General features: G+C 66.9%; 20 protein-coding genes and 1 pseudogene. 9 read left to right on the plus strand and 12 right to left on the minus strand.

Going from position 1 to position 22440, the window contains the following annotated elements; genetic code table 11:
• A pseudogene (locus EET03_RS18100) lies at positions 1-246 on the plus strand (PE family protein); the annotation flags it as partial.
• On the opposite strand, the gene EET03_RS18105 reads toward EET03_RS18100, so the two are convergent.
• The 3 genes from EET03_RS18105 to EET03_RS18115 are packed head-to-tail and all read right to left on the minus strand — an operon-like array spanning position 243 to position 3711.
• Positions 243-1082, minus strand: coding sequence for a transglutaminase family protein (locus EET03_RS18105; RefSeq protein WP_099193639.1), 840 nt, complete (start codon positions 1080-1082; stop codon positions 243-245). The pseudogene EET03_RS18100 and the gene EET03_RS18105 sit on opposite strands and share 4 nt — an antisense overlap.
• On the minus strand, positions 1082-2059 hold the full coding sequence (locus tag EET03_RS18110) for an alpha-E domain-containing protein (protein WP_063471276.1): 978 nt from the start codon (positions 2057-2059) through the stop codon (positions 1082-1084). Before EET03_RS18110 ends, EET03_RS18105 begins: the two co-directional genes overlap by 1 nt.
• Complete coding sequence (locus EET03_RS18115; RefSeq protein WP_075544091.1) at positions 2059-3711, minus strand: circularly permuted type 2 ATP-grasp protein; 1653 nt, start codon at positions 3709-3711, stop codon at positions 2059-2061. Before EET03_RS18115 ends, EET03_RS18110 begins: the two co-directional genes overlap by 1 nt.
• Before the next feature lie 138 nt (positions 3712-3849).
• Here EET03_RS18115 and rpsT point away from each other — a divergent pair, with 138 nt between their 5' ends.
• Entirely contained in the window at positions 3850-4113 is a 264-nt protein-coding gene (gene rpsT, locus EET03_RS18120; RefSeq protein WP_063471278.1) for a 30S ribosomal protein S20, read from the plus strand.
• Between the two features lie 4 nt (positions 4114-4117).
• Here the strand turns inward: rpsT and holA are convergent, their stop codons facing one another.
• The 3 genes from holA to EET03_RS18135 all read right to left on the minus strand — a co-directional run bounded on the left by holA (position 4118) and on the right by EET03_RS18135 (position 7590).
• The gene (gene holA, locus EET03_RS18125; RefSeq protein WP_099194226.1) at positions 4118-5089 is read right to left on the minus strand and encodes a DNA polymerase III subunit delta; all 972 of its coding nucleotides are present in this window, start codon (positions 5087-5089) and stop codon (positions 4118-4120) included.
• Positions 5090-5119: 30 nt separating this feature from the next.
• Positions 5120-6646, minus strand: a complete 1527-nt coding sequence (locus tag EET03_RS18130) for a ComEC/Rec2 family competence protein (protein WP_099194225.1) — start codon at positions 6644-6646, stop codon at positions 5120-5122.
• Positions 6647-6708: 62 nt separating this feature from the next.
• Entirely contained in the window at positions 6709-7590 is an 882-nt protein-coding gene (locus tag EET03_RS18135; protein ID WP_099193640.1) for a helix-hairpin-helix domain-containing protein, read from the minus strand.
• Positions 7591-7895: 305 nt separating this feature from the next.
• Here EET03_RS18135 and EET03_RS18140 point away from each other — a divergent pair, with 305 nt between their 5' ends.
• The 3 genes from EET03_RS18140 (at position 7896) to EET03_RS18150 (ending at position 10830) form a co-directional block, all read left to right on the plus strand.
• Positions 7896-9062, plus strand: coding sequence for an acyl-CoA dehydrogenase family protein (locus EET03_RS18140; RefSeq protein WP_099193641.1), 1167 nt, complete (start codon positions 7896-7898; stop codon positions 9060-9062).
• Between the two features lie 7 nt (positions 9063-9069).
• Positions 9070-10179, plus strand: coding sequence for an acyl-CoA dehydrogenase family protein (locus EET03_RS18145; protein ID WP_075544095.1), 1110 nt, complete (start codon positions 9070-9072; stop codon positions 10177-10179).
• A gap of 75 nt (positions 10180-10254) precedes the next feature.
• Complete coding sequence (locus tag EET03_RS18150; protein WP_075544096.1) at positions 10255-10830, plus strand: VOC family protein; 576 nt, start codon at positions 10255-10257, stop codon at positions 10828-10830.
• A gap of 204 nt (positions 10831-11034) precedes the next feature.
• On the opposite strand, the gene EET03_RS18155 is transcribed toward EET03_RS18150, so the two are convergent.
• On the minus strand, positions 11035-12240 hold the full coding sequence (locus EET03_RS18155; protein WP_279637712.1) for a GNAT family N-acetyltransferase: 1206 nt from the start codon (positions 12238-12240) through the stop codon (positions 11035-11037).
• A gap of 89 nt (positions 12241-12329) precedes the next feature.
• Here EET03_RS18155 and EET03_RS18160 point away from each other — a divergent pair, with 89 nt between their 5' ends.
• From EET03_RS18160 to EET03_RS18175, 4 genes are all read left to right on the plus strand, one after another.
• Complete coding sequence (locus EET03_RS18160) at positions 12330-13379, plus strand: NAD(P)H-dependent amine dehydrogenase family protein (protein WP_075544097.1); 1050 nt, start codon at positions 12330-12332, stop codon at positions 13377-13379.
• 165 nt (positions 13380-13544) lie between these two features.
• Positions 13545-13973 (plus strand): MmpS family transport accessory protein, encoded by a 429-nt coding sequence (locus tag EET03_RS18165; protein ID WP_122508806.1) that lies wholly within the window; start codon positions 13545-13547, stop codon positions 13971-13973.
• On the plus strand, positions 13970-16861 hold the full coding sequence (locus EET03_RS18170; RefSeq protein ID WP_075544098.1) for an MMPL/RND family transporter: 2892 nt from the start codon (positions 13970-13972) through the stop codon (positions 16859-16861). Before EET03_RS18165 ends, EET03_RS18170 begins: the two co-directional genes overlap by 4 nt.
• Before the next feature lie 250 nt (positions 16862-17111).
• The gene (locus EET03_RS18175; protein WP_075544122.1) at positions 17112-18638 is read left to right on the plus strand and encodes a PecA family PE domain-processing aspartic protease; all 1527 of its coding nucleotides are present in this window, start codon (positions 17112-17114) and stop codon (positions 18636-18638) included.
• An 18-nt stretch (positions 18639-18656) separates the two neighbouring features.
• Here EET03_RS18175 and EET03_RS18180 read toward each other — a convergent pair whose 3' ends face one another.
• From EET03_RS18180 to nadD, 5 genes are read right to left on the minus strand one after another with little or no spacing between them, the layout of a single operon-like run.
• Positions 18657-19487 (minus strand): DegV family protein, encoded by an 831-nt coding sequence (locus tag EET03_RS18180; protein WP_075544099.1) that lies wholly within the window; start codon positions 19485-19487, stop codon positions 18657-18659.
• Positions 19488-19490: 3 nt separating this feature from the next.
• Entirely contained in the window at positions 19491-20228 is a 738-nt protein-coding gene (octT, locus tag EET03_RS18185) for a diglucosylglycerate octanoyltransferase (RefSeq protein WP_075544100.1), read from the minus strand.
• On the minus strand, positions 20218-20883 hold the full coding sequence (gpgP, locus tag EET03_RS18190) for a glucosyl-3-phosphoglycerate phosphatase (RefSeq protein ID WP_075544101.1): 666 nt from the start codon (positions 20881-20883) through the stop codon (positions 20218-20220). The genes octT and gpgP overlap by 11 nt, the downstream gene beginning before the upstream one ends.
• Positions 20880-21260 (minus strand): ribosome silencing factor, encoded by a 381-nt coding sequence (gene rsfS / locus EET03_RS18195; protein WP_063471289.1) that lies wholly within the window; start codon positions 21258-21260, stop codon positions 20880-20882. Before rsfS ends, gpgP begins: the two co-directional genes overlap by 4 nt.
• Positions 21257-21922, minus strand: coding sequence for a nicotinate-nucleotide adenylyltransferase (gene nadD / locus EET03_RS18200; RefSeq protein WP_082274796.1), 666 nt, complete (start codon positions 21920-21922; stop codon positions 21257-21259). The genes rsfS and nadD overlap by 4 nt, the downstream gene beginning before the upstream one ends.
• Between the last annotated feature and the right edge of the window lie 518 nt (positions 21923-22440).

Genomic DNA, 22440 nt, shown 5'->3' on the forward strand with positions numbered 1-22440 from the left:
GGCCAGGGTGGAGCGGGCGCCTGGGTAATCGGCAGCGCCGGCGACGGCGGGGCCGGCGGCGACGGCAACGCCAACAGCATGGCCGGTGGCCAGGGCGGAAACGGTGGGGACGCCTTCTTCATCGGCAACGGCGGCAACGGCGGCGCCGGCGGACACGGTTTCGGCGCCGGCCCGCCCGGCAAGGGCGGAGGTGGCGGCACCGCTGGGGTAATCGGCCGGCCGGGAACCCCCGGTGCGCCCGGTTAGGCCAACCGGGTGATCTCCACCTCCACGTCGAGGTCGGTCGCGCCCAGTCCGGAGTAGATACCCTTCAGCGGAGACACGTCGCTGTAGTCCCGGCCGACACCCACGCTGATGTACTGCTCGGTGATCTCGGTGTCGTTGGTGGGGTCGTAGTTCCACCACGCGCCCGTCCAGGCCTGAATCCAGGCGTGGCTACGCCCGGCGACGGTTTTTCCGGCCACGGCGTCGCGCTCGGGATGCAGATAGCCGGATACGTAGCGTCCGGGAATCCCCATGCTGCGCAACACCATCAGCGTCAGGTGGACAAAGTCCTGGCAGACACCGCGGCCCTGCTCCAGCGCGTCGAGTCCCGATGAATAGACACCGGTGGTACCCGGAATATAGTCCAATTCGCTTCGCGCCCAACGGGATGCGGCAACGACAGCTTCCGCGGGGCCGTGATACTTGGTGATCCGCCGGCCCACGGCCGCGACGCGTTTGCCGGTCGGGGTGTACCAGGTGGGGCTCAGCACCTCGTCGAACCGGTCGATCACGGCCACCGAGTGCAGCTCCTCCCAGCTGGTCTTGGCCGTCGGCGGCTCGGGGCGCTCGGTCTCGACAACCGAGGACGAGGTGACCGTCAGCTGCGTGTGCGGCGCATGCAGGTCGAAGGCCGTCACCGCGGTGCCCCAATAGTCCACGTAGCGGTAGGACCGGGTGGCCGGGACGGTTTCGACCCGGTTGAGGATGACGTTTTGGCGGGTGTTGGAGCGCGGTGTCAGCCGGGCCTCGTTGTAGGACGCCGTGACCGGCGACTGGTATGCATACCCGGTGGTGTGTACCACCCGCATTCGCCACATCAGGATTCCCCTTGCCTGCCGAGCAGTTGGCCACGCTGCCCCGCATCGGTCCAGGCCACCCACGGCGATACGTGAAAGTACTGCAGCGCCAACGCTTCTCCGACATCTCGGCAGGTTCGTTGCAGGCCCGCCAACCGGTTGTCGAGGGACTCGAGCAGGACACCGGGCTGCACGAACTCGAGTTCGCTGCGCGCCTGTCCGAGCAGCCGTTGCGCTTCGGTGGTGGCCCCGATTCGGCTCTGCGGATTGTGCAGCAACTCCTCGAGGCTGTGTTCGGCCAGCCGCAGCGAGTAGTACACCGAGCGCGGGAACAACCGGTCGAGCATCATGAACTCGACCACCCGTCCGGCGTCCAGCACCCCGCGGTAGGTCCGCAGATAGGTGTCGTGCGCGCCGGCCGAGCGCAGCAGGGTGACCCACGCCGGGGACGAGGCGCTGTCGCCCACCCGCGACAACAGCAGGCGCACGGTCATGTCGACCCGCTCGATGGCGCGGCCCAGCAACAGGAATCGATAGCCGTCGTCGCGGGAGAGCGTCGAGTCGGCAAGCCCGGCGAACATCGCCGCGCGGCCTTCGATGAACGACAGGAATTCATGTGGCCCAAGACGTTTGGCGGCCCGCTCGCGTTCCGGCAGAGCGTTGTAGGTGGTGTTGAGGCACTCCCAGATCTCGATGGAGGTGACTTCGCGCGCCGACTTCGCGTTTTCCCGCGCCGCCGAGATCGCCCCGACGATCGACGAGCCCCCCTGAGCGTTGGTGCTGAAAGCCACCAAATCCGTCAGCGACCACAGGTCGAGCTCGTGGTCGGGGGGCTCGATGCCGAGCACCCGCAGCAGCAGCCGGGAGGCGTGGTCGGGGTCGACGCTGGAGTCCTCGAGCAGTTGGTGCACCGCGACATCCAGGATGCGAGCCGTGTCGTCGGCGCGCTCGACATAGCGGCCGATCCAGTACAGCGCTTCGGCGTTGCGGGCGAGCATCAGTCGGTCGCTTCCTGCTGTCGTTGGGATTGTTCGTTGCGGGGCGGGTCGGTCTGCGGCGGATCGGGCACCACCCGTGGCAACGACCGCACCACCTGTGCACGGCCCAGCTCACGATCGGCCGCCGAAGCGCGCGGTGCCAGCACCCAGGTGTCCTTGGATCCGCCGCCCTGGCTGGAGTTGACCACGCGGGAGCCCTCCACCAGAGCTACCCGGGTCAGTCCGCCCGGCAGCACCCAGATGTCGTTGCCGTCGTTGACCGCGAACGGCCGCAGGTCGACGTAGCGCGGCGCCAACGAGCCTTCGATCCGGGTCGGCACCGTCGACAGCTCCATCATCGGCTGGGCGATCCAGCTGCGGGGATTGTCGCGAATCTTCTTGCCGACGGCGGCCAGCTCTTTCTCGGAGGCTTGTGGGCCGAAGACGATGCCATAACCGCCGGAGCCCTCGACCGGTTTGAGGACCAACTCGCCGATCCGGTCCAAGACTTCCTCGCGTTCGTCCTCCAGCCAGCACCGATAGGTCTCCACGTTGGCCAGCAGCGGCTTTTCCCGCAGGTAGTACTCGATCATGGTGGGCACGTAGGTGTAGACGAGCTTGTCGTCGCCGACACCGTTGCCGATCGAACTGGAGATGACGACATTGCCGGCGCGCGCGGCGTTGACCAGACCCGCCACCCCGAGCACCGAGTCGGCGCGGAACTGCAGCGGGTCCAGGTATGCGTCGTCGATGCGCCGGTAGATGACGTCGACCTGGCGCTCCCCCTCGGTGGTGCGCATGTACACCTGGTTGTCGCGGCAGAACAGGTCGCGGCCTTCGACCAGCTCCACACCCATCTGGCGGGCCAGCAGCGAATGCTCGAAGTAGGCCGGGTTGTAGACCCCGGGGGTCAGGACCACGACCGTGGGATCGGCCTCGTTGGTGGCCGCCGAGTTGCGCAGTGCCCGCAGCAGGTGCGCCGGATAGTCGTCGACCGCGCGGACCCGGTGGGTGGCGAACAGGTTCGGAAAGACCCGCGCCATGGTGCGCCGGTTCTCCATCACGTAGGACACGCCCGACGGCGAGCGCAGGTTGTCCTCCAGCACCCGGAAGTCGCCGCGATCGTCGCGGATCAGGTCGATGCCGGCCACATGGATGCGCACCCCGTTGGGCGGAACGATCCCCACCGCCTCGCGATGGAAGTGCTCACAAGAGGTCACCAGCCGGCGTGGGATCACGCCGTCGCGCAGAATTTCCTGGTCACCGTAGATGTCGTCGAGGTAGCGCTCAAGGGCCTGGACGCGCTGGATGATGCCCCGTTCCAGCCGGGTCCACTCGGCAGCAGAGATCACCCGGGGCACCAAGTCCAGCGGAAACGGCCGCTCCTGACCCGACAGCGAAAAGGTGATGCCCTGGTCGATGAACGCCCGGCCCAGCGCATCGGCTCGCGCTTTGAGCTCCGATGCGTCGGTGGGCGCCAGCTCGGCATAGATGCCCTTGTAGGGGCCACGAACGTTGCCTTGCGCGTCGAACATCTCGTCGAAGGCCGAGGCGTAGACATCCGAGGCATCCGAACCGTCCGACTTGTGATAGCCGTCGAAAATGCGCTCCGAACGGGCGGATGAACGCCGCCTGGTCGCTTCGATCGGGTCAGAAAGACTCACCCGTGTCATGCTGCCTCACTTCGGGCGTTTCAGCAGGCCAGGGACTGCTCTTTTGGGCGAAAACGTAACCGACTGCTAACCTGAGCAGTCGTTGTCGGGCGACAGGGGCGCCCGAGCAATCCCCGAATCGACATAAGGAATCAACGCGTGGCCAACATCAAGTCGCAGCAAAAGCGCAACCGGACCAACGAACGCGCCCGACTGCGCAACAAGTCGGTGAAGTCGTCGTTGCGTACCGCTGTCCGGGCGTTTCGCGAGGCCGCGCACGCCGGCGACAAAGAGAAGGCCGCGGAGCTCCTGGTATCGACCAACCGCAAGTTGGACAAGGCGGCCAGCAAGGGCGTGATCCACAAGAATCAGGCGGCAAACAAGAAGTCGGCCCTGGCGCGGACCCTCAACAATCTCGGCTGAGTCCTCAGCTGCGGTCGGCGACCAACTCGGCCACCTTCCTGACCGCGGATTCCAGCGCATAGTCGGCGTCGGCCACGGCCCCTTTGACGTTGGCGTTCAGTTCGGCGACCAGCCTCATCGCCGTCGCCACCTTGTCGCGTGACCAGCGCCGCGCCTGCTTTTGCGCCTTCTGCACCCGCCAGGGCGGCATGCCCAGTTGCGCCGCCAGCCGGTACGGGTCGCCGGACAACGGCCCCACCCGGCCGATCGTGTGCACCGCTTCGGCCAGCGCGTCGGCCAGCACCACCAGCGGCTCGCCGCGCATCATGGCCCAGCGCAGCGCTTCGGCGGCTCCGGCCACATCGCCGGTGACGGCCTTGTCGGCGATGTCGAAGCCCTTCACTTCGGCCCTGCCGCTGTGATAGCGGCGAACCGCCGCCACGTCGACGTGACCACCGGTGTCGGCGATCAGCTGCGAGCAGGCCGCGGCGAGTTCACGCAGATCCGAACCGACCGCGTCGAGCAAGGCTGTCACGGTCTCGTCGTCGACCTTGACGCGCAGACAGCGAAATTCGCCGCGGACGAAGTCGAGGCGTTCGCCGAGCTTGGTGATCCGCGCACACGGATGCACCTGCGCGCCCAGCGACTTCAGTTGGCCGGCCAGGGCTTTGGCTCGCCCGCCGCCGGAGTGCACCACCACCAGCACCGTGCCCGGTGGCAGGTCGGCGGCGGTCGACGCGATCATCGCGACGGCATCCATGCCCGCCTCGGCGGCGGCCTCCAGCACGACGATCCGCTCGTCGGCGAACAGCGACGGGCTCAGCAGCTCGGCGAGCTCATAGGTGCTGACGTCGCCGGCCCGCAGGCGGTTGATCGGCACGTCATCGGCGCCCGGGCCGGCACCGGCTCCGGTGCCCGCGCGTTGCCGCGCCGACCGCAGTATCTCCGCGACCGCCCGTTCGACCAACAGTTCTTCGTCGCCCAGGACCAAATGCAACGGCGAAATCTCGCTCACCCCACGATGGTGTCACGTGGGGCCGACCAGGCCCGCCAGCGACCAGGCCAGTAGGCATCCCAGGGCGGCCACCAGCGCCCAACTCGTCGCGAGACGAAACCACCGGAATCGCCACAGTGCAACCGCCAGCACGGTGACGCCGCCGACGAGCAGCGCGCCGGCCGGGCCGTCGGGGACCGGCACCGTTGCCATCGGCACACCGGCCGCCCAATGCGCCATCCGCAACACCCACCACATCTCCGGCCCGGTGAAGCGGATCAACAGCTGCGCCCCGGCTGGCCATAGGACGGCCAGCACGGCCGCCGCGCTGCCCAGCACGGTGATCGGGACGATCACCGCTGCCACCGCGAGGTTGGCGAACACCGCAACCAGGCTGAATCGGCCGGAGATCGCGGCTACCAGCGGAGCCGTCACCACCTGCGCGGCAGCGGCGACGGCCAGCGCATCCGCCAGCGGTTTGGGCAATCCCCGCGCGATCAAGCGACGCGACCATAGCGGAGCGATGACGACCAGTGCGGCCGTCGCCACCACCGACAGCGCGAAACCCATATCGACGGCCAGCTGCGGTGCCGTGGCCATCAGCACCAGCACGGTGGCCGACAGTGCCGGAATCGCCTGTCGCCGCCGCGAAGACAGCATCCCGGCCAGGCCGATCGCGCCCATCACGGCCGCCCGCAACACGCTGGCCGTCGGCTGCACCACGACGACGAATGCCGCCAGCGCTCCCCCGGTCAGCCCGACGGCCGCGCGCAGCCCGACCAGCCGTGCCGAAAACAGCACTGCCGCACACACGATCGTGACGTTGGCACCCGACACCGCCGTCAGATGCGTCATCCCTGCCGCACGGAATTCCCGGCCGGTCGCCGACCCGACTGCCGAGGTGTCACCGAGCACCAGCGCGGGCAGCATCGCGGCCTGATCGCCGGGCAACACCTCCCGAACCGCAGCGGCAAACCGGCCGCGAACGGCGTGCGCGGCCCGGTACACCGCACCCGCACGACCCGCGCACACGGTTTGGGGCCGGCCCACCGCGGTGAGCACCGCGACCGTCAGGTCCCGGCGCGTCGGCCGGGTGATGTGCGCGCTGAACCGCACCGGCTGGCCTGCCATCAGCTCGCCGAATTCCGACGCCCGCGCGAAAACGACCACCCGGCCCGATATTTCGCCGTCCCGCAGCCGCTGGATGGTCGCCCGGAAGATCAATCGGCCGGCCCCCAGCGACAGGGCGGTTTCGCTGGGCGTGACGGTCACCGGCACGGACGTTCCGAACGCCGCACTGATCGGGTGCCGCCCGACCGCATCGGCTCGCAACGCGATCGCGAATCCATACCCGGCGCCCACCACACCGACCGCCACCAGGGCGGCGCTGATGGCGCGCAGCCGGGGCGGGCACTTCGGCCGGCGCGCGGCGTGCCACCACAGCGCAGCCGACCCGGTAGCCAGCATCAGGCAGCAGGCCGCACACGGCCGGCCGACCGGCCACCCGATCCCCGCCGCGGTCACCACCCAACTGGTCAGCGCGGCCGGAACCAGGCGCACATCCAGCCGCGCCGCGGCGCCGGGAACGGGGTCGACGGGCCCGGGCAGGGGATCCACCTGCGTCAGACACGGACCAGGGACCGCAGTTTTTCCAGCCGCGCCGGGCCGATGCCGTCGACGTCGGCGAGCTGGTCGACACTGGTGAACCTGCCGTTGGCCTGGCGCCACGCGACGATAGCGGCGGCGGTGACCGGGCCGACGCCGGGTAGCGTGTCCAGCTGCTCCACGGTCGCGGTGTTCAGGTCGAGCACCTCGGCCGGCCTGGAGCTCGGCTGGGGACCCGGATGAGGGGCGCCGGAGGTGGCCGGTCCCGGTGCCGGGGTGCCCGCACCGATCGAGCTGCGCAGCGTAATCGGTTGCCCTGGAACCGGCGCCAGCCCGACCACGATCTGCTCCCCGTCGACCAGCTGGCGAGCCATGTTCAGGTCGATGGTGTCCGCACCGTCGACCGCGCCGCCGGCGGCCTGCAGGGCGTCGGCGATCCGCGCACCCGGAGCCAAGGTGACCAGACCCGGGGTGTGCACCAGTCCGACGACGCTGACCACCACCGGCCGATCCGGGCCGGGCGGCTGCCCCGGGGTCGCCGACGGTCTCGGGCCGCTTCCCGATGGCCCTGAAACCCGTTCCACCGCGGGAAGTTTGGCCGACATCACCGGAGCAGGCCGGTCGCGCAGCAACGTGAACACGGTGACCAGTACCGCAAGGGCCGCGACCAGCGCCAACGCGATGGCACCGGCACGTCCTGGATCTGCGCGCACCTTGGCCAGCCATCCATGGCTGCCTGGAGTCGCCGGAAGCCAGCGCGGCAACAGCGAGTTCGGGTCGTCGTCCGGGCCTTCATCGGCGCCCTCGGCTTCGACGGCGGCCGGGTTGGCTGCCGGCCGGCAATCCGGGTCGGCCCCAAGCCGGCGATGCAAGCGCTCGGCAGGCAGTTCAGTTCGCATGGCGCCGACGGTAGGTGCCCCGACCGCCACCACGATCCCCGACCACCGCGTCGCGACGCCTGGCTGTGGATGAAACCAGGGCTGTGAATGCGTGACTTCATCCGTGCCGCCCGCGGCGTATCACATTTGGCTCGCCGGCTCCCTGTGGTGGCGACGACCGAAGCTGACCGCTGCCGCGCCACCCCGGTTGACGTTCGGCGCCGCTCGACGCCTAACGTGCAGGGCAGGATTGCCGGTGGCCATGCGGATGGTTCCAGCTCCACGTGGGGCACGCACCGGCGGTCACCCGACACAGGAGGCTACCGATGAAGCTGGCGCTGACGACCGACGAAGCCGCCTTCCGCGACGACCTTCGCACCTTCTACACCACGCGGGTCCCCCAAGACATTCGTGACCGGGTGCGCCGCGGCGACTCGCTGAGCAAGGACGACATCGTCGGCTGCCAGAAGATCCTCAACGATCACGGGCTGGCGGTACCGAATTGGCCGGTCGAATGGGGTGGTAAGGACTGGACACCCACCCAGCACCAAATCTGGGCCGACGAGATGCAACTGGCGTGTGTCCCGGAGCCGCTGAACTTCAACACCAAGATGGTGGGGCCGGTGATCGCCGAATTCGGCTCCCAGGAGATCAAGCAGCGGTTCCTGCCGCCGACGGCCAGCATCGACATCTGGTGGTGCCAGGGCTTCTCCGAGCCGGAGGCCGGTTCCGACCTCGCCTCGCTGCGCACCACCGCGGTCCGCGACGGTGACAGTTACGTCGTCAACGGGCAGAAGACGTGGACGACGCTGGGCCAGTACGCGGACTGGATTTTCTGTCTGGTGCGCACCGACCCGCAAGCTCCCAAACGGCAGGCCGGCATCTCGTTTCTGCTCATCGACATGGCCACGCCCGGCATTACCCTGCGGCCGATCAAGACGATCGACGGTGGCCACGAGGTCAACGAGGTCTTTTTCTCCGACGTCCGGGTACCCGCCGATCAGCTTGTCGGACAAGAGAATCAGGGCTGGACATACGCGAAGTTCCTGCTGGGCAACGAGCGCACCGGAATCGCCGGGGTAGGCCGGACCAAGGTACGCCTCGCCGAGGTGAAAAAACATGCCGCGCAGACGGGTTTGCTGCACGATCCGCTCTTCGCGGCGCGGCTCGCCGAGGCCGAAAACGAGCTGCTGGCATTGGAACTCACCCAAGCCCGGGTGGTCTCGGACTCCGCAGACGGTAAGCCGAACCCGGCGTCGTCGGTGCTCAAGCTGCGCGGCAGCCAACTGCAGCAGATCGCCACCGAATTACTGGTGGAGGTGGCCGGTCCCGATGCGCTACCGGCAGACGGCTCCCACAGCGACGAGATCGCCTCGCCGCCATGGGCACAAACCAGCGCGCCCCGCTACCTCAACTACCGCAAGACGTCCATCTACGGCGGCAGTAACGAAGTGCAGCGCAACATCATCGCGTCCACCATTCTGGGATTGTGAGGCAGTCATGGATTTTCAGCTGAGCGACGAGCAGACGCTGCTGCGCGACACCACCCGCGACCTACTGTCCCGCAGTTACGACGCGGAGAGCCGCAACAAGGTCATCGGCACCGATCTCGGCTGGAGCCGCGAGGTGTGGAGTCAACTCGCCGACACCGGGATCTTGAGCCTCGGATTCGACCCGGCCGAGTCCGGGCAGATCGAGATCATGGTCGTGATGACCGAAGTCGGGCGGCGGCTGGCACCCGAACCCGTGGTGCATGCCGCGCTGGCACCCGGAGCGCTCATCGCCGAGCTGGGCAGCGACGCACAGCTACAGCTGCTCGACGACGTCGCCGCCGGGCAGCTGCTACTGGCGTTCGCGCACCTGGAGCCCAGCCACCGGACGCCATCCGCCGACATCTCGACTCGCGCTGTGCGCCAAGGCGATTCATGGCTGCTCAGCGGACGTAAGAATCCGGTGATGGCCGGCGACTGCGCCGACACGCTGGTGGTCAGCGCCGCGCTGCCCGACGGTGGCGTCGGGTTGTTCCTGGTCGACGGTGAGGCCGTCACCCGGCACCCGTACCCGACGTTCGACGCCCACCGGGGCGCCCAGGTCGACCTGGACCAGACGCCCGGTGAACCTCTGGGCGAGGCCGCTGAAGACGCGTCATCGGCGATCCGTGACGCCATCATTCGCATCCAGTCGGCATTGTGCTCGGAAGCGGTCGGCGCGATGTCCGAAGCCCTGCGCCTGACCACCGATTACCTCAAGACCCGCAAGCAATTCGGCGTCACGCTCAACAAGTTCCAGGCGCTGACCCAGCGTGCCGCCGATATGTACGTCTCGCTGGAGATGGCCCGCAGCATGGATCTCTACGCAGCGATGTCGATCGCCGACGGCAACCTCGACCCGCTGATCGCGTCCCGGGCCAAGTTGCAAGTGGGCCGGTCCGCCCGGCACATCGCGCAGGAGTCGATTCAGCTGCACGGCGGAATCGGAATGACCGCCGAATATCCGGTGGGGCATTACGCGGCCCGGCTGACCGCCATCGAGCACACTCTGGGTTCCTGCCAGGACCACCTGCACGTCCTCATCGACCAGCTCGGTGGCTACGAGCTTGTCCGGCTTTGAGTCGGGCATCGACACGGTTGGCCGAACCGTCGTAGCGAGTCGCCGGGTTCCCCCAGGTAGGCAAGGCTCAGCGAGATGGCCACGCTGACCTGGCTCGGCGTGCCCGGAGATGAACAGGCATGGATCACACTCGGATTCACCGTCGACGACGGCGAGATCCGGATCGGTCGGGTGTGCTGTGCACTCACCGACGAGCGTTCCTGGAGTTTCGACGAGACCCACGACGACGCAGCGATTCTCGGGGTACCGACGACGGTCCGGCCGGCGATGACCGGTCCCGTGCACCCATGTGGGGTGACCCAGGTCAACCACGTCGTGTATACGGTGCCCGACTTGGACACCGGAATCACTGCTCTCACAGCGACATTGGGTACCCCGCCGCGCCGGCGCTTTCATCCGCGTGGGCCGGACGGTCCGGAAATGGCGTTCTACCGTGTTGGCGAGGCATTCATCGAGGTGGTGGCGGCCACCGGCGCCGAGCCGGCGCTGATCGGGCTGGCATTGTATTCTCCTGACCTGGATGCCAGCGTGAACGCGATCCGGGCGGCCGGTGGTCCGATCTCGGACCCGAAACCCGCGGTCCAAAGCGGTCGCATCGCCACCGTATGGCACGGCCACCTCGACTGGGGCCTGGCGATCATGGGGCCATAGGAATTTCAGGGTCGCTGCCCGGCCGCGCAACTGAGGCCGCGAGTGACTGACATGTCCGCAACGATCGCGGCAATAATGGGTCCCATCGCAGCGGCCAGCCTTCGATGAGCACAGGCCGTCCGCTGCGGGTAATCCAGTGGACCATCGGAAACATCGGCCGACTACGAGCTTGCCAGACTGTGGTAAGTAGCTCTGGCGGGTCCTTCAGAACTCGAACGCCGTCTGGGCGGGGACGTCGCTGGCAAACGCTGCGTCGAGCCGACTCACCAAGCCAGAGTCCTTGGTGCGCAACCGGTTCGCCGCGGCCAACGTGGACGCCCGGTGCACCCCGAGGTACAGACTGCCCAGCACGTCGCGACCCAGCACGACGTCCGCCGACGCATCGGTCGGGCTACAGCTGGCACGTCCGTCCCGGATCTGCAGCCGATATCGACCCGCATCCGATACGCCGATCACCGTGGCGAGGTCGGCACAATAGCCACGCGCCTCGAGCGCGGCCGGGATATCCATGATTCGCAGCCACAGACCGTCTTGGCGAAATGTCGGGCTGGCCAGTCGCGTATCGGCGAGCAGGAACGGCAGCGGGTCGTCCGGATGGGTGATAACTCTGACTCGCTCCATCGAGTCAAGCCCGAGCAGCGCACGCCATAAGGAGATATGCGCGTCGGCGGTTACGGCCCGCAGCTCCTCGACACGCGCCAACTTCTGATCCGTGGCGTCCACCCGATACAGCGCATAGCCGTCGGTGTGCAGGAAGGCAAACAACCTTGCGTCACCGCGTGGTGAATTCGTGCATTCGCCCAGCGCGTCTTCCCAAAGCACGTCAGGACGGACCAGCCCGCCGGGCACCTGTTGACGCCAGCGCTCGTAGATCGCAGCGAACTCGTCGCGATGCTCGGCCGGGTTAACCAACCGGACCCTTCCGCCATCGGGTGCGTCGAGGTGGAAACGGGCGAAACGCCGGTCGAGGGTCAGCTCCTGCAGCACGGTGGCAGGCCCATAGCCGAACCGGCCGTAGATGCCGCCCTCACTGGCATACAACGCCGCCACCGGATACTCGGAATCGGTGATCCGGCGATGCAATTCGGCGCACATCAGGCGCAGTAATCCACGTCGCCGGTGGGTGGGGGCGACCGCGACGAAACTGAGGCCGGCCGCTGGAAGCACTGCGCCGCCGGGCACCGTCAACCGCAGGTCGAGATACAGCGCCATGCTCACCACGTCACGACCGTCGCAACTCACCACTGCACCATCAGCGGGTATCAGACTGCGCCAGGTGTTGGCCGGACGAGGACCCATGAAGTCCGGGAAGCTGGCGGCCGCCAGGAAGTACATTGACGCCCAGTCGTCCTCCGTTGGGCTACGAAGTGTCAGGGATGTCGGTAAAGCCTTTGGCGCGGCGACGGTCACGAAACCGACTCTGGCACATACCCGTGCCCCCGCGCATCTGAATATCGCAGCAATAATGGGTCCAATCGCACCCGGCAAAGGAGCCCTCGATGAACACAGACCGCCCGCTGCGGGTGATCCAGTGGACCACCGGAAACATCGGGCGGCGATCGCTGCACGCCATCATCGACCGGCCCGACATGGAACTCGTCGGGGTGTATGCGCACGGACCGGAAAAGGTCGGAGTCGACGCCGCCGACCTGGCGGGCTGGCCCGAGCCGACCGGAGTGCACGCCACCGACGACGTCGACGCGCTGCTGGCGCTGGGCGCCGACGCGTGTTGCTACAACCCGTTGTGGCCCAACATCGATGAGCTGGTGCGCTTGCTGGAAGCGGGCGTCAACGTGTGCACCAGCGCGGCCTGGATCACCGGCGGCAAGCAGACACCGCAGGATCGGGACCGCATCATCGCTGCCTGCGAGCGGGGCGGCTCGACGATCTTCGGCAGCGGGGCACATCCCGGCATGACCAACATGGTCGGCATGGTGCTCAGCGCCGCGTGCGAACGCGTCGACGAAATCCGTATCACCGAATCGGTGGACTGTTCCACCTACGAGTCGGCGGAAACGCAGACGGCGATGGGCTTTTCGCGGGACCCCGACACCAAGGGCCTGGCCGAGAGTGTGCGGGCCGAAAGCGAGGTCTTCGCCGAATCGGCAGCCATGATGGCCGACGCGATCGGGGCCAAGCTGGACAAGATGACCTTCGACGTCACTTTCACCGCGGCCACCGCAGATACCGACCTGGGCTTCATGACGATCCCCGCCGGCACGGTCGGCAGCGTGTACGGCTACCACCGGGGCTGGCAGGGCGACCGCAACGTCGTCAGCGTCGGATTCAACTGGACCATGGGCAACCACGTGGTGCCACCCAAACCGCTGGAGCACGGCCACGTCATCCAGGTCTTCGGCCTGCCCAACATGCGCACCGTGCTGCACTGCCTGCCGCCGAAGGATTGGACGGAGCCGGGTTTCATGGGCCTGGGCATGATCTACACCGCGATGCCGGTCACCAACGCGGTTCCGGTGGTGGTGGCCGCCAAACCGGGGATCGTGACGCTTGCCGATCTGCCGCCCGTCACCGGCCGGGTGGCGCGCTAGCACCGAACCCGGGCATCCGACCGGTACCCCCGAGGAACGGTCACGTGCACTAAGGGTAAGGTGCTTAGCCAAGCAAAGGTTCTGTCTGCACCGGGCCTGGCTTACCGGGTGGGCCGCGACGACCTTTGGCGGTGAGCGGAAGGCGGTCAAGTGAGAACGATTCGCATTACCCGCGTGACCAGGCACCTATGGATACCGCTGGTCCTGGTGATCGTGCTCGCGGTCTCCGGTTTGGTGGTGATGCGGCTGCACCGGATCTTCGGTTCCCAGGACCTCAACGCGAACGCCGGCGGTGGGATCGAGATCGTGCAATTCAACCCCAAGGTCGTCACCTATGAGGTCTTCGGTCCGCCCGGGAGCACCGCGAACATCAACTACTGGGACGCCGACGCCAACACCCACCAGGTCAACGCCGCACCGCTGCCGTGGTCGGTGACGGTCTCGACGACGCTGCCCTCGGTGAGCGCCAACATCATGGCTCAGGGCGACGGCAGCCGGATCGGCTGTCGCATCACGGTCGACGGTGTCGTCCGGCAGGAGAAGAAGTCCGACGGCGTCAACCCGCAGACGTTCTGCTTGGTGAAATCCGCATGAGACACCTCGACGACACCGCCACGGGCGCGATCAGTACCCACGACGCCGAGACCACCCCGAGCGGCCCGGACACCAGCCGCCCGCACCGGCCCGTCATCCCGCACACCATCCGCATCTTCGCGGTGCCGATCATCCTGGCCTGGGTGGTGCTGACCGTCATCGTCAACGTCGCCGTACCGCGGCTGGAAGTCGTCAGCGAGGAACATTCCGCGCCGATGACGCCATTGGACGCGCCGTCGATGAAGGCGATGATGCTATTGGGGCACAACTTCCGGGAGTTCGATTCCAACAGCACGGTCATGATCGTCCTCGAAGGTCTGCAACCCCTGGGCGACAACGCACACCACTACTACGACAACCTGATTCGCCAACTGCGCCAAGACCCCAAGCACATCCAGCACATCCAGGATTTCTGGGGAGACCGGCTCACCGCGGCCGGCGCGCAGAGCGCCGACGCCAAGGGCGCCTACGTCATGCTGAACCTCGCCGGCAACCAGGGCACCACGCTGGCCAACGAATCCGTCGAGGCCGTCCGCAAGGTGATCGACCACAACCCGCCGCCGCCCGGGGTGAAGGCCTACGTCACCGGTCCCGCCGCGCTCAGTGACGACATGCACATCATCGGAAACGCCAGCCTGGCCAAGATCACGCTGTTCACCCTCGGCGCCATCGCCATCATGCTGCTGCTGGTCTACCGCTCCGTCGTCACCACGCTCGTCCAGTTGTTCATGACCGGCATCGCACTGGCTTCCTCGCGCGGGGTGGTCGCGGTTCTGGGGTACCACAACATCTTCGGGCTCACGACGTTCGCCGCCAACATCCTCACCATGCTGGCGATCGCGGCCGGAACCGACTACGGGATCTTCCTGGTCGGCCGCTATCAGGAGGCGCTGCGCGCCGGCGAGGACCGAGAAACCGCCTACTACACCACCTTTCGCGGGGTGGCCCCGGTGGTGTTGGGCTCGGGACTGACCATCGCCGGGGCGACCTACTGTCTGAGCTTTGCGCGGCTGCCCTGGTTCAACACCATGGGCGCACCCGTGGCGATCGGCATGCTGGTGGTGGTGTTGGCCGGGGTGACGCTGGGTCCCGCGGTGGTTTTCGTGGGCAGTCGTTTCCACCTGTTCGAGTCCAGGCGGGCAGCCGGGAGGGGTCGGCTGTGGCGCCGGGTCGGCACCGCCGTGGTGCGTTGGCCGGCACCGATTCTGGCGGTCAGCGGGGCGATCGTGCTGGTGGGCATGGTGGCCCTGCCGACGTTCAAAACCAGCTACAACGACCGCTACTATCTGCCGGCCGCAGCCCCCGCCAACCTCGGGCAAGCCGCCGCCGACCGGCATTTCTCACAGGCGCGGATGAACCCGGACATGCTGATGATCGAGGCCGACCACGACATGCGGAATACCGCCGACATGCTGGTCTTGGACAAAGTGGCCAAGAACGTCATCCGGGTTGTCGGTATCGCCATGATCCAGGACATCACCAGACCGCTGGGCATCCCAATTCAACACAGCTCCATACCATTTCAGAACAGCATGCAAAGCCAGACGACCATGCAGAACATGGCGTTCCTGAAGGACCGCATGGTCGACATCACCAAGATGGCCGACGAAATGCAATTCATGATCGACACGATGCAGCGCATGTACCGGGTGACCCAAGATCTTTCCAGTGCCGCCGACGACAGCGCACGCACCACGGCCGAAACCGCGGAGATCACCAACCGATTGCGGGACCACATCGCCGATTTCGACGATTTCTGGCGTCCGATACGCAGCTACTTCTACTGGGAGAAGCACTGCTACGACATACCTATCTGCTGGTCATTGCGGTCCCTGTTCGAATCGTTGGACGGATTCGACCAGCTGGCCGGGCAATTCGACGAATTAACCAGAGACATCCAGCGCACTGCCACCGCCACCCACGAGATGCTGGTGCTGATCCCGCCGATGATCGAGACCATGAAGACCACCAAGGCGTTGACCCTGACCATGCAGGCCACCTTTTCGGCCATGCTCGACCAGATGGACGAGCTGAGCAATACCGCAATCGTCATGGGGCAGAGTTTCGACGCCTCCAAGAACGACGACTTCTTCTACCTGCCGCCGGAAGCCTTCGACAACCCGGACTTTCAGACCGGGCTTCGGATGTTCTTGTCGCCGGACGGCCGGTCGGCGCGCTTCTTCATCACCCACCAGGGCGATCCGATGACCCCGGAAGGAATCTCGCGAGTCGACGCCGAGCGCACCGCGGCCCAGGAGGGCCTCAAGCAATCTTCGCTATCGGATGCCAAGGTTTATCTCGGCGGAACCGCCGCGACGTTCAAGGATATGGCCGACGGCGAGAAGTACGACCTGATGATCGCGGTGGTGTCGGCACTGACGCTGATCTTCATGATCATGCTGTTGCTGACCCGAAGCGTGGTCGCCGCACTGGTCATCGTCGGCACCGCGGCCAGCTCGATCGCCGCGTCCTTCGGTTTGTCGGTGCTGATTTGGCAGGATCTGTTCGGCGTCAAGATCCACTGGATCGTGGCGGCGCTGTCGGTCATCATCCTGCTGGCCGTGGGGTCCGACTACAACCTGCTGTTGGTCTCCCGGTTCCGGGAAGAGATCCATGCCGGGCTCAAGACCGGAACCATCCGCTCGATGGCCGGCACCGGCGGGGTGGTGACGGCCGCGGGTCTGGTGTTCGCCTTCACCATGGCCGCCATGCTGGGCAGTGAATTGCGGGTGCTCGGCCAGTTCGGGTCGACCGTCTGTATCGGTCTGCTGCTCGACACGTTGATCGTGCGCACCTTGCTGATGCCGTCGATCGCCACGCTGCTGGGCCGCTGGTTCTGGTGGCCGCAGGTGGTCCACCCGCGCGGCCTCAATGCCCGGCGTGTCTGAGGGCATCGAGACACGTTCGAGTACTTGATTTTTGAAAGACCTGCGGGCATCGAGCTTGCCCGTCGACGGCGTTGGATCAATAACTCCAGCGGGTAGTTTGGTTCCCTCCGGGTGCAGCCGCGCCGAAAGCCCCTGATTTGGCGGTGTACAAGCCACCGAGGCGATATCAGAATAATTTCATCGCTGTTTCATCGCCGATGCAGATCCTCATCTGGCGACGGCGCAAGTGCTGGCGGACGGGAGGTACGAGATGTCGTTCGTGAGCGTAGCGCCCGAGGTGGCGGCGGCCGCGACGACAGACCTGACCGGTATCGCCTCAGCAATCAGCGCCGCAAACACCGCCGCCGCCGCGCCGACGACCGGGCTGCTGGCTGCCGGCGCCGATGAGATCTCGACAGTGATGGCCACGCTGTTTGCCGAGTACGGTCGTCAGTATCAGGCGCTGGCCGCACAGGTCGCGGCATCCTACGACCAATTCACCCGCACAGTGGTGGCCGGCGTGAATGCGTATGCGGCCGCCGAGGCCGCCAACATCACCCGGCTCGCGACGAGCGTGGTCAACGCGGTCAATGAGCCCGTCCTCGAGCTGACCGGGCGCCCGCTGATCGGCGACGGCGCCAACGGGTACACCAACGCTCAAGGCGTGGGGACGGCCGGCAAACCCGGCGGCTGGTTGTACGGCAACGGCGGTACCGGTGGCACCAGCACTCGCGCTGGAGTTGCGGGGGGTGCCGGCGGGGCCGCGGGTCCGATCGGTACCGGCGGCACCGGCGGCAACAGCGTTTACGGTGGAGCTCCCGGTGGTGTTGGCGGGCCCGCGGTTTTGATCGGCGACGGCGGCACCGGCGGGGCCAGCGGACCCGGCGGCGTTGGCGGCCTCGGCGGCCGGGCCGGGTTGCTGTGGGGACACACCGGCACCGCGGGCATCAGTACTCTGCTTTCCCCGAACCAAACGCTCATCTATGTCGATCAATACGGCAACCCGCTGCTCAACATCTCGGTAGGCGGCGGACCGAGGATGCCCGTCATCGTCGACTCCGGCTCCACCGGACTCTTGGTCCCACCGCAATATGTCAATGTGGCGGCTCTCGGCCCGCCTACCGGGACGGGCTCGGTCAGCTACGGCCTCAGCGATGTCGGTCGCCTGTTCGTCGGCTACCAGACATATCAAACGACCGTGAATTTCGGGAACGGAATTGTCAGCCCTTCGACCACCGTTGCGGTCGCCACCTCCGCATATCTGGGTACGCCAAGCCGCCCCATCGACCCTTCGTTGTTACCCGCCTATCTGGGCGTGGGTCCCAACAACATGTTTCCGTTCTCCACGCCTACAAATGCGGCTTTGCCGGTCGGCATGAATCAGGGTGTGCTCATCAATATGCCTCGCGGTTTGCTGGAGTTCGGCCCAAATTCGCTGCCGCCGATCGTCCAGCTCAATGGAGCACCGGGAACCATGGTTCAGGTACAGATCAACAACGAGTTGCCGCAGACCGTCCCCGCATACATCGATTCCGGCGGCGTGGGCGGAACCATTCCACAATCGTTGGTGCCTGGCCTGGCGGTCGGCAATCGCCTTCCCGAGGGCACAACCATCACGGTCTCCACGATCAACGGTGTGCCGCTCTACACGCAGACGGTCACTGCGGCCAATTCCCCAACCGTTGTGTCCTCGGGCAATCCGTTCAATACCGGGAATTACCCCTTCTCAGTCGGGCCGATCTATATCTGGAACGATCCCAGCCCGATAGGAACGACGGTCTTTGACCGACTGGCCTGACCGCCGCAGCGCTAACTGCTAACGGTCAACGTGCAGGCAGACCGCGACCGCCCCGGCGCCCACGTGTACCGCCAGCACCGGCCCCAAGTCGGTCACGATTGCCGGTTCACCCGCCGGGAGCCGCCGGGCCAGCTCCGCCGCCACTTCCCCGGCGCCGCCGGAGTTGGCGACGTGGTGCACCGCAATAGCAGCAGGGCCTTCGCCGACCACCTCGCACACCCGGTCGATCATCGCCGCCATCGCGTGTTTTACGGTGCGAACACGTTGGGCCAGAACAAGTTTCCCGTCGTCGATGCGAAGTATCGGCTTGAGTGCCAGCGCGGTACCCAGCCATGCCTTGGCGCCGCCGATCCGTCCGCTGCGGCGCAGGTTGTCCAGCCGGTGTACGACGATGAACGCCTGCGTGCGCCGCACCGCTTCCTGCGCGGCGCGAGCAACGGCATCCAGGTCATTGCCGGCGGCCGCGGCACGCGCGGCAGCCAGCACGGCGAATCCGGTGCCCATCGCCGCCGACTTCGAGTCGATGACCCGCACGGCCGGGCCGAGGCCGGCCGCGGTCAGCTCGGCAGCGCGGCAGGTTCCCGACAGTCCCGACGAGATATGTATCGCCACCACTCCGTCTCCGTCGCTGTCGGCCAGCGCCTGCCGGTAGGCGGCATCCAGCTCGGCCGGGGTGGCCGCGGCGGTGGTGGCGTGGCGCTGGTAGATGTCGGCGGGTATCTCATCGACACCGTCGCGAAGGTCGGCGCCGTCGAGCAGTATGTGCAGCGGCACTTCGCGTATCGCCCAGGTGTCGCGCAGGTCGGCCGGCAGGCACGCCGACGTATCCGTCACCACCACGACAGACATGGCTCAGCGGCGCGGTTTCTCGTTCGGCACCCCGGCTTCGGCCAGCGCCTCGAGCATCAGTTCCGCGACTGACTGATGGGCATCGAAGTTCCAATGAATGCCGTCCGGATTGCCTCGCCCACTCATAATGTGCTCGGCGACAGCGGCTTTGAGATCCACCAGGGGGATATCGTGGTCCTGCGCCCATTCGGTGATGGCCGCCGCGGTAGCCGCCCGGCCGTGGTGCGCCCTGCGGTAGGTCTCGGCGATGTGCACCGAAGGCAGGGATGCCACCACCGGGATGCCGGGCCGGTTGAAATCTATTGCGCCGCGGGTCTGTTCGAGGTATTCGACGGTCAGGTGCGGGGGTAGCGCGGACCGGGCCACCGGCGAAAACCGGGGCTGCACCCAGGCGTAGCCGTCGCGCGCCCACCGCCGTAACCAGGGTGGGCGGACGTAGCGGATGAACTCACGCAGCGCGGTCGGCAGTACCGACGGCAGCGAATCCATCCCGCTGGTGGCGAAGACCACCGCTCCCGCCCGGGGCAGCGCCGCCCACGACCGCGGGTCCTGGGTCGCCGCCCACCACACGTCCCGGCACGTCCAGCCGATGCGACCGATCAATTCCAGATCCCAATCAAGTTGGGCCGCAACGATATTGGGCCAGATGCGCGGGTCGTTGGCGGGTAGTCCGCCGGTGGGCCCGTAATAGGCCAGCGAGTCGGCGAAGACCAGCAGCACCGGCCGAGTCTCAGAAGACATCGCCGACAACCTGAGCCGAGGCATTCCACACGTCGAGGCGCCAGCGGATGTGGCCGTCGGCACCGGTCGAATGTCCACTGAGTTGTGTCCAACTGGCATTGCCCATACCGCCCAGGGCGGGCCAGTGGGCTACCGGCAGCTGCAGCAGCGCGGCGGTCAGCGCGGCGATGAGCCCCCCGTGGGTCACCAGCACCACCGGTCGATCCGGTTGTTGGGGGTCACCCCATCCGGGTTCGCCGGACACCAGTTCGGTGACCAGCGGCAGACTTCGGGCGGCGACGTCGATCCTGCTTTCCCCGCCGTGCGGTGCCGACATCGCATCCTCCCGCCAGGCCAGCCGCGCACCGGGTGCTTCGTCGTCGATCTCGGCGTGGGTCATGCCCTGCCAGTCGCTAATGTGAGTTTCGCGCAACCGGCGGTCAACGCGGACCGGCAATCCGGTCCGTTCTCCCAGCGTCATCGCCGTGTCGTAGGCGCGTCGCAGATCCGACGACACGATCAGCAGCGGCTGCATCTTGCCCAGCGCTTCGGCGGCGGCGACCGCCTGGGCTCGGCCCAGGTCGGTCAGGTGGGTGTCCAGGTGGCCCTGCATCCGGCTGCCCAGGTTGAAATCGGTTTGCCCGTGGCGCAGCATCACCAGCCGCCGCACCCTCATTGCAGATCCTCGGAAGTGGGCACCAGGTCCACCGGCACCACCGGGCAGTCGCTCCACAGCCGGTCCAGGGCGTAGAAGTCGCGGTCATCCTGGTGCTGGACATGCACGACGATGTCGCGGTAATCCAGCAACGTCCAGCGGCCTTCCCGGGCGCCCTCGCGCCGCGCCGGCCGGTAACCCGCCCGGCGCATCTTCTCCTCGACTTCGTCGACGATCGCGTTGACCTGCCGTTCGTTGGACGCCGAGGCAATGACGAAACAGTCCGTGATGACCAGTTGCCCGGAGACGTCGATGACCACGACGTCGTCGGCGAGCTTGGCTGCGGCCGCACCGGCGGCCACGGTCGCCATATCGATGGCTTCCTGAGTGGCGGTCATGCGCTGTTCCCCGCGGTCAGGCTGGAACTCGTGGGGTTCGCGTGCTCCCCGGGTTTGCGGTAGAGGCGGCGCTTGGAGACGTACTGCACGACGCCGTCGGGCATCAGGTACCACAATGGCCGTGATTCCGCTGCCCGCTGACGGCAGTCGGTGGACGAGATGGCCAGCGCCGGGATCTCGACCAGGGTCAAAGCATCCGCGGACAATCCGGCCAGGGCGGCGGTGACATGGTCGTGGCGCAGGTCGTAGCCGGGCCGGCTGACACCGACGAACCGCGCCAGCTCGAACAGCTCCTCCCAGCGGTGCCACGACAGAATCGACGCCAGCGCGTCGGCGCCGGTGATGAAGTACAGCTGCGCCTCCGGGTCGAGGTCGTGCAGATCGCGCAACGTGTCCTTGGTGTAGGTGGGGCCGCCGCGGTCGATGTCGACCCGGCTCACCGAAAAGCGGGGGTTGGACGCGGTCGCGATCACCGTCATCAGATAGCGGTCCTCGGCGGCGGAAACGTCGCCGCCCTTCTGCCATGGCTGGCCGCTGGGCACGAACACCACTTCATCCAGGTCGAACCGGTCGGCCACCTCACTGGCGGCAACCAGGTGGCCGTGGTGGATGGGATCGAACGTCCCACCCATCACTCCCAGCCTGCGACGGTGCTTTTGCACGATTTGCCAGCTTACTTCGACCTTTCGAGGATCTTGTCGCGCGGTTCAGCTGGCCGGCGTCAGGCTTCGCCGACGACGCGCTGGCCGGTGCGGCTGCCGAAAAGTATCGGCTGCCCCCGGCATCCCAGAATCGGCGGGCGCCGAAGGCCTACCGCGCCCCACGCGGAAATTCATGGTGACCTGACCACGAATGCTACTGGTCAACGATGTCCTCTTGCGCAGCCCCGGATGCCCACCCACATCTTGGCTCTGTAATCGGCAGGCCGATACCGCACCTTCGCTCAAACCCGTATCGAGTGTGCGGTGACGGCTTCGACTGTGTATGTCGGGGGGTAACCGCCGCGATCGGCCGCCCTGACGGCACACTCGACGCCATCAGCGCACACTCGGCGGTCGGGTGGCCGGAGGGGATTGCACCCTCCGGCTCCCACAGATCCGGACGTGAACCTCTCGATTCATCCGGCTCTTGTCATCTTGATCACCAGACGGCGGGGACGGTGGTGGTCCATTGCCAGTGC

This window comes from Mycobacterium innocens (assembly GCF_900566055.1).
In the GTDB taxonomy this organism is placed as follows: domain Bacteria; phylum Actinomycetota; class Actinomycetes; order Mycobacteriales; family Mycobacteriaceae; genus Mycobacterium; species Mycobacterium innocens.

What these genes read in the sequence shown, in the direction of transcription:
- EET03_RS18135 (WP_099193640.1), bottom strand. Translation starts at nt 7,590, where the DNA reads ATGCGAACTGAACTGCCTGCCGAGCGCTTGCATCGCCGGCTTGGGGCC.
- EET03_RS18180 (WP_075544099.1), bottom strand. Translation starts at nt 19,487, where the DNA reads ATGTCTGTCGTGGTGGTGACGGATACGTCGGCGTGCCTGCCGGCCGAC.
- EET03_RS18105 (WP_099193639.1), bottom strand. Translation starts at nt 1,082, where the DNA reads ATGTGGCGAATGCGGGTGGTACACACCACCGGGTATGCATACCAGTCG.
- EET03_RS18145 (WP_075544095.1), top strand. Translation starts at nt 9,070, where the DNA reads ATGGATTTTCAGCTGAGCGACGAGCAGACGCTGCTGCGCGACACCACC.
- EET03_RS18175 (WP_075544122.1), top strand. Translation starts at nt 17,112, where the DNA reads ATGTCGTTCGTGAGCGTAGCGCCCGAGGTGGCGGCGGCCGCGACGACA.
- EET03_RS18110 (WP_063471276.1), bottom strand. Translation starts at nt 2,059, where the DNA reads ATGCTCGCCCGCAACGCCGAAGCGCTGTACTGGATCGGCCGCTATGTC.
- EET03_RS18115 (WP_075544091.1), bottom strand. Translation starts at nt 3,711, where the DNA reads ATGACACGGGTGAGTCTTTCTGACCCGATCGAAGCGACCAGGCGGCGT.
- EET03_RS18170 (WP_075544098.1), top strand. Translation starts at nt 13,970, where the DNA reads ATGAGACACCTCGACGACACCGCCACGGGCGCGATCAGTACCCACGAC.
- octT (WP_075544100.1), bottom strand. Translation starts at nt 20,228, where the DNA reads ATGTCTTCTGAGACTCGGCCGGTGCTGCTGGTCTTCGCCGACTCGCTG.
- gpgP (WP_075544101.1), bottom strand. Translation starts at nt 20,883, where the DNA reads ATGAGGGTGCGGCGGCTGGTGATGCTGCGCCACGGGCAAACCGATTTC.
- EET03_RS18150 (WP_075544096.1), top strand. Translation starts at nt 10,255, where the DNA reads ATGGCCACGCTGACCTGGCTCGGCGTGCCCGGAGATGAACAGGCATGG.
- EET03_RS18160 (WP_075544097.1), top strand. Translation starts at nt 12,330, where the DNA reads ATGAACACAGACCGCCCGCTGCGGGTGATCCAGTGGACCACCGGAAAC.
- rsfS (WP_063471289.1), bottom strand. Translation starts at nt 21,260, where the DNA reads ATGACCGCCACTCAGGAAGCCATCGATATGGCGACCGTGGCCGCCGGT.
- EET03_RS18140 (WP_099193641.1), top strand. Translation starts at nt 7,896, where the DNA reads ATGAAGCTGGCGCTGACGACCGACGAAGCCGCCTTCCGCGACGACCTT.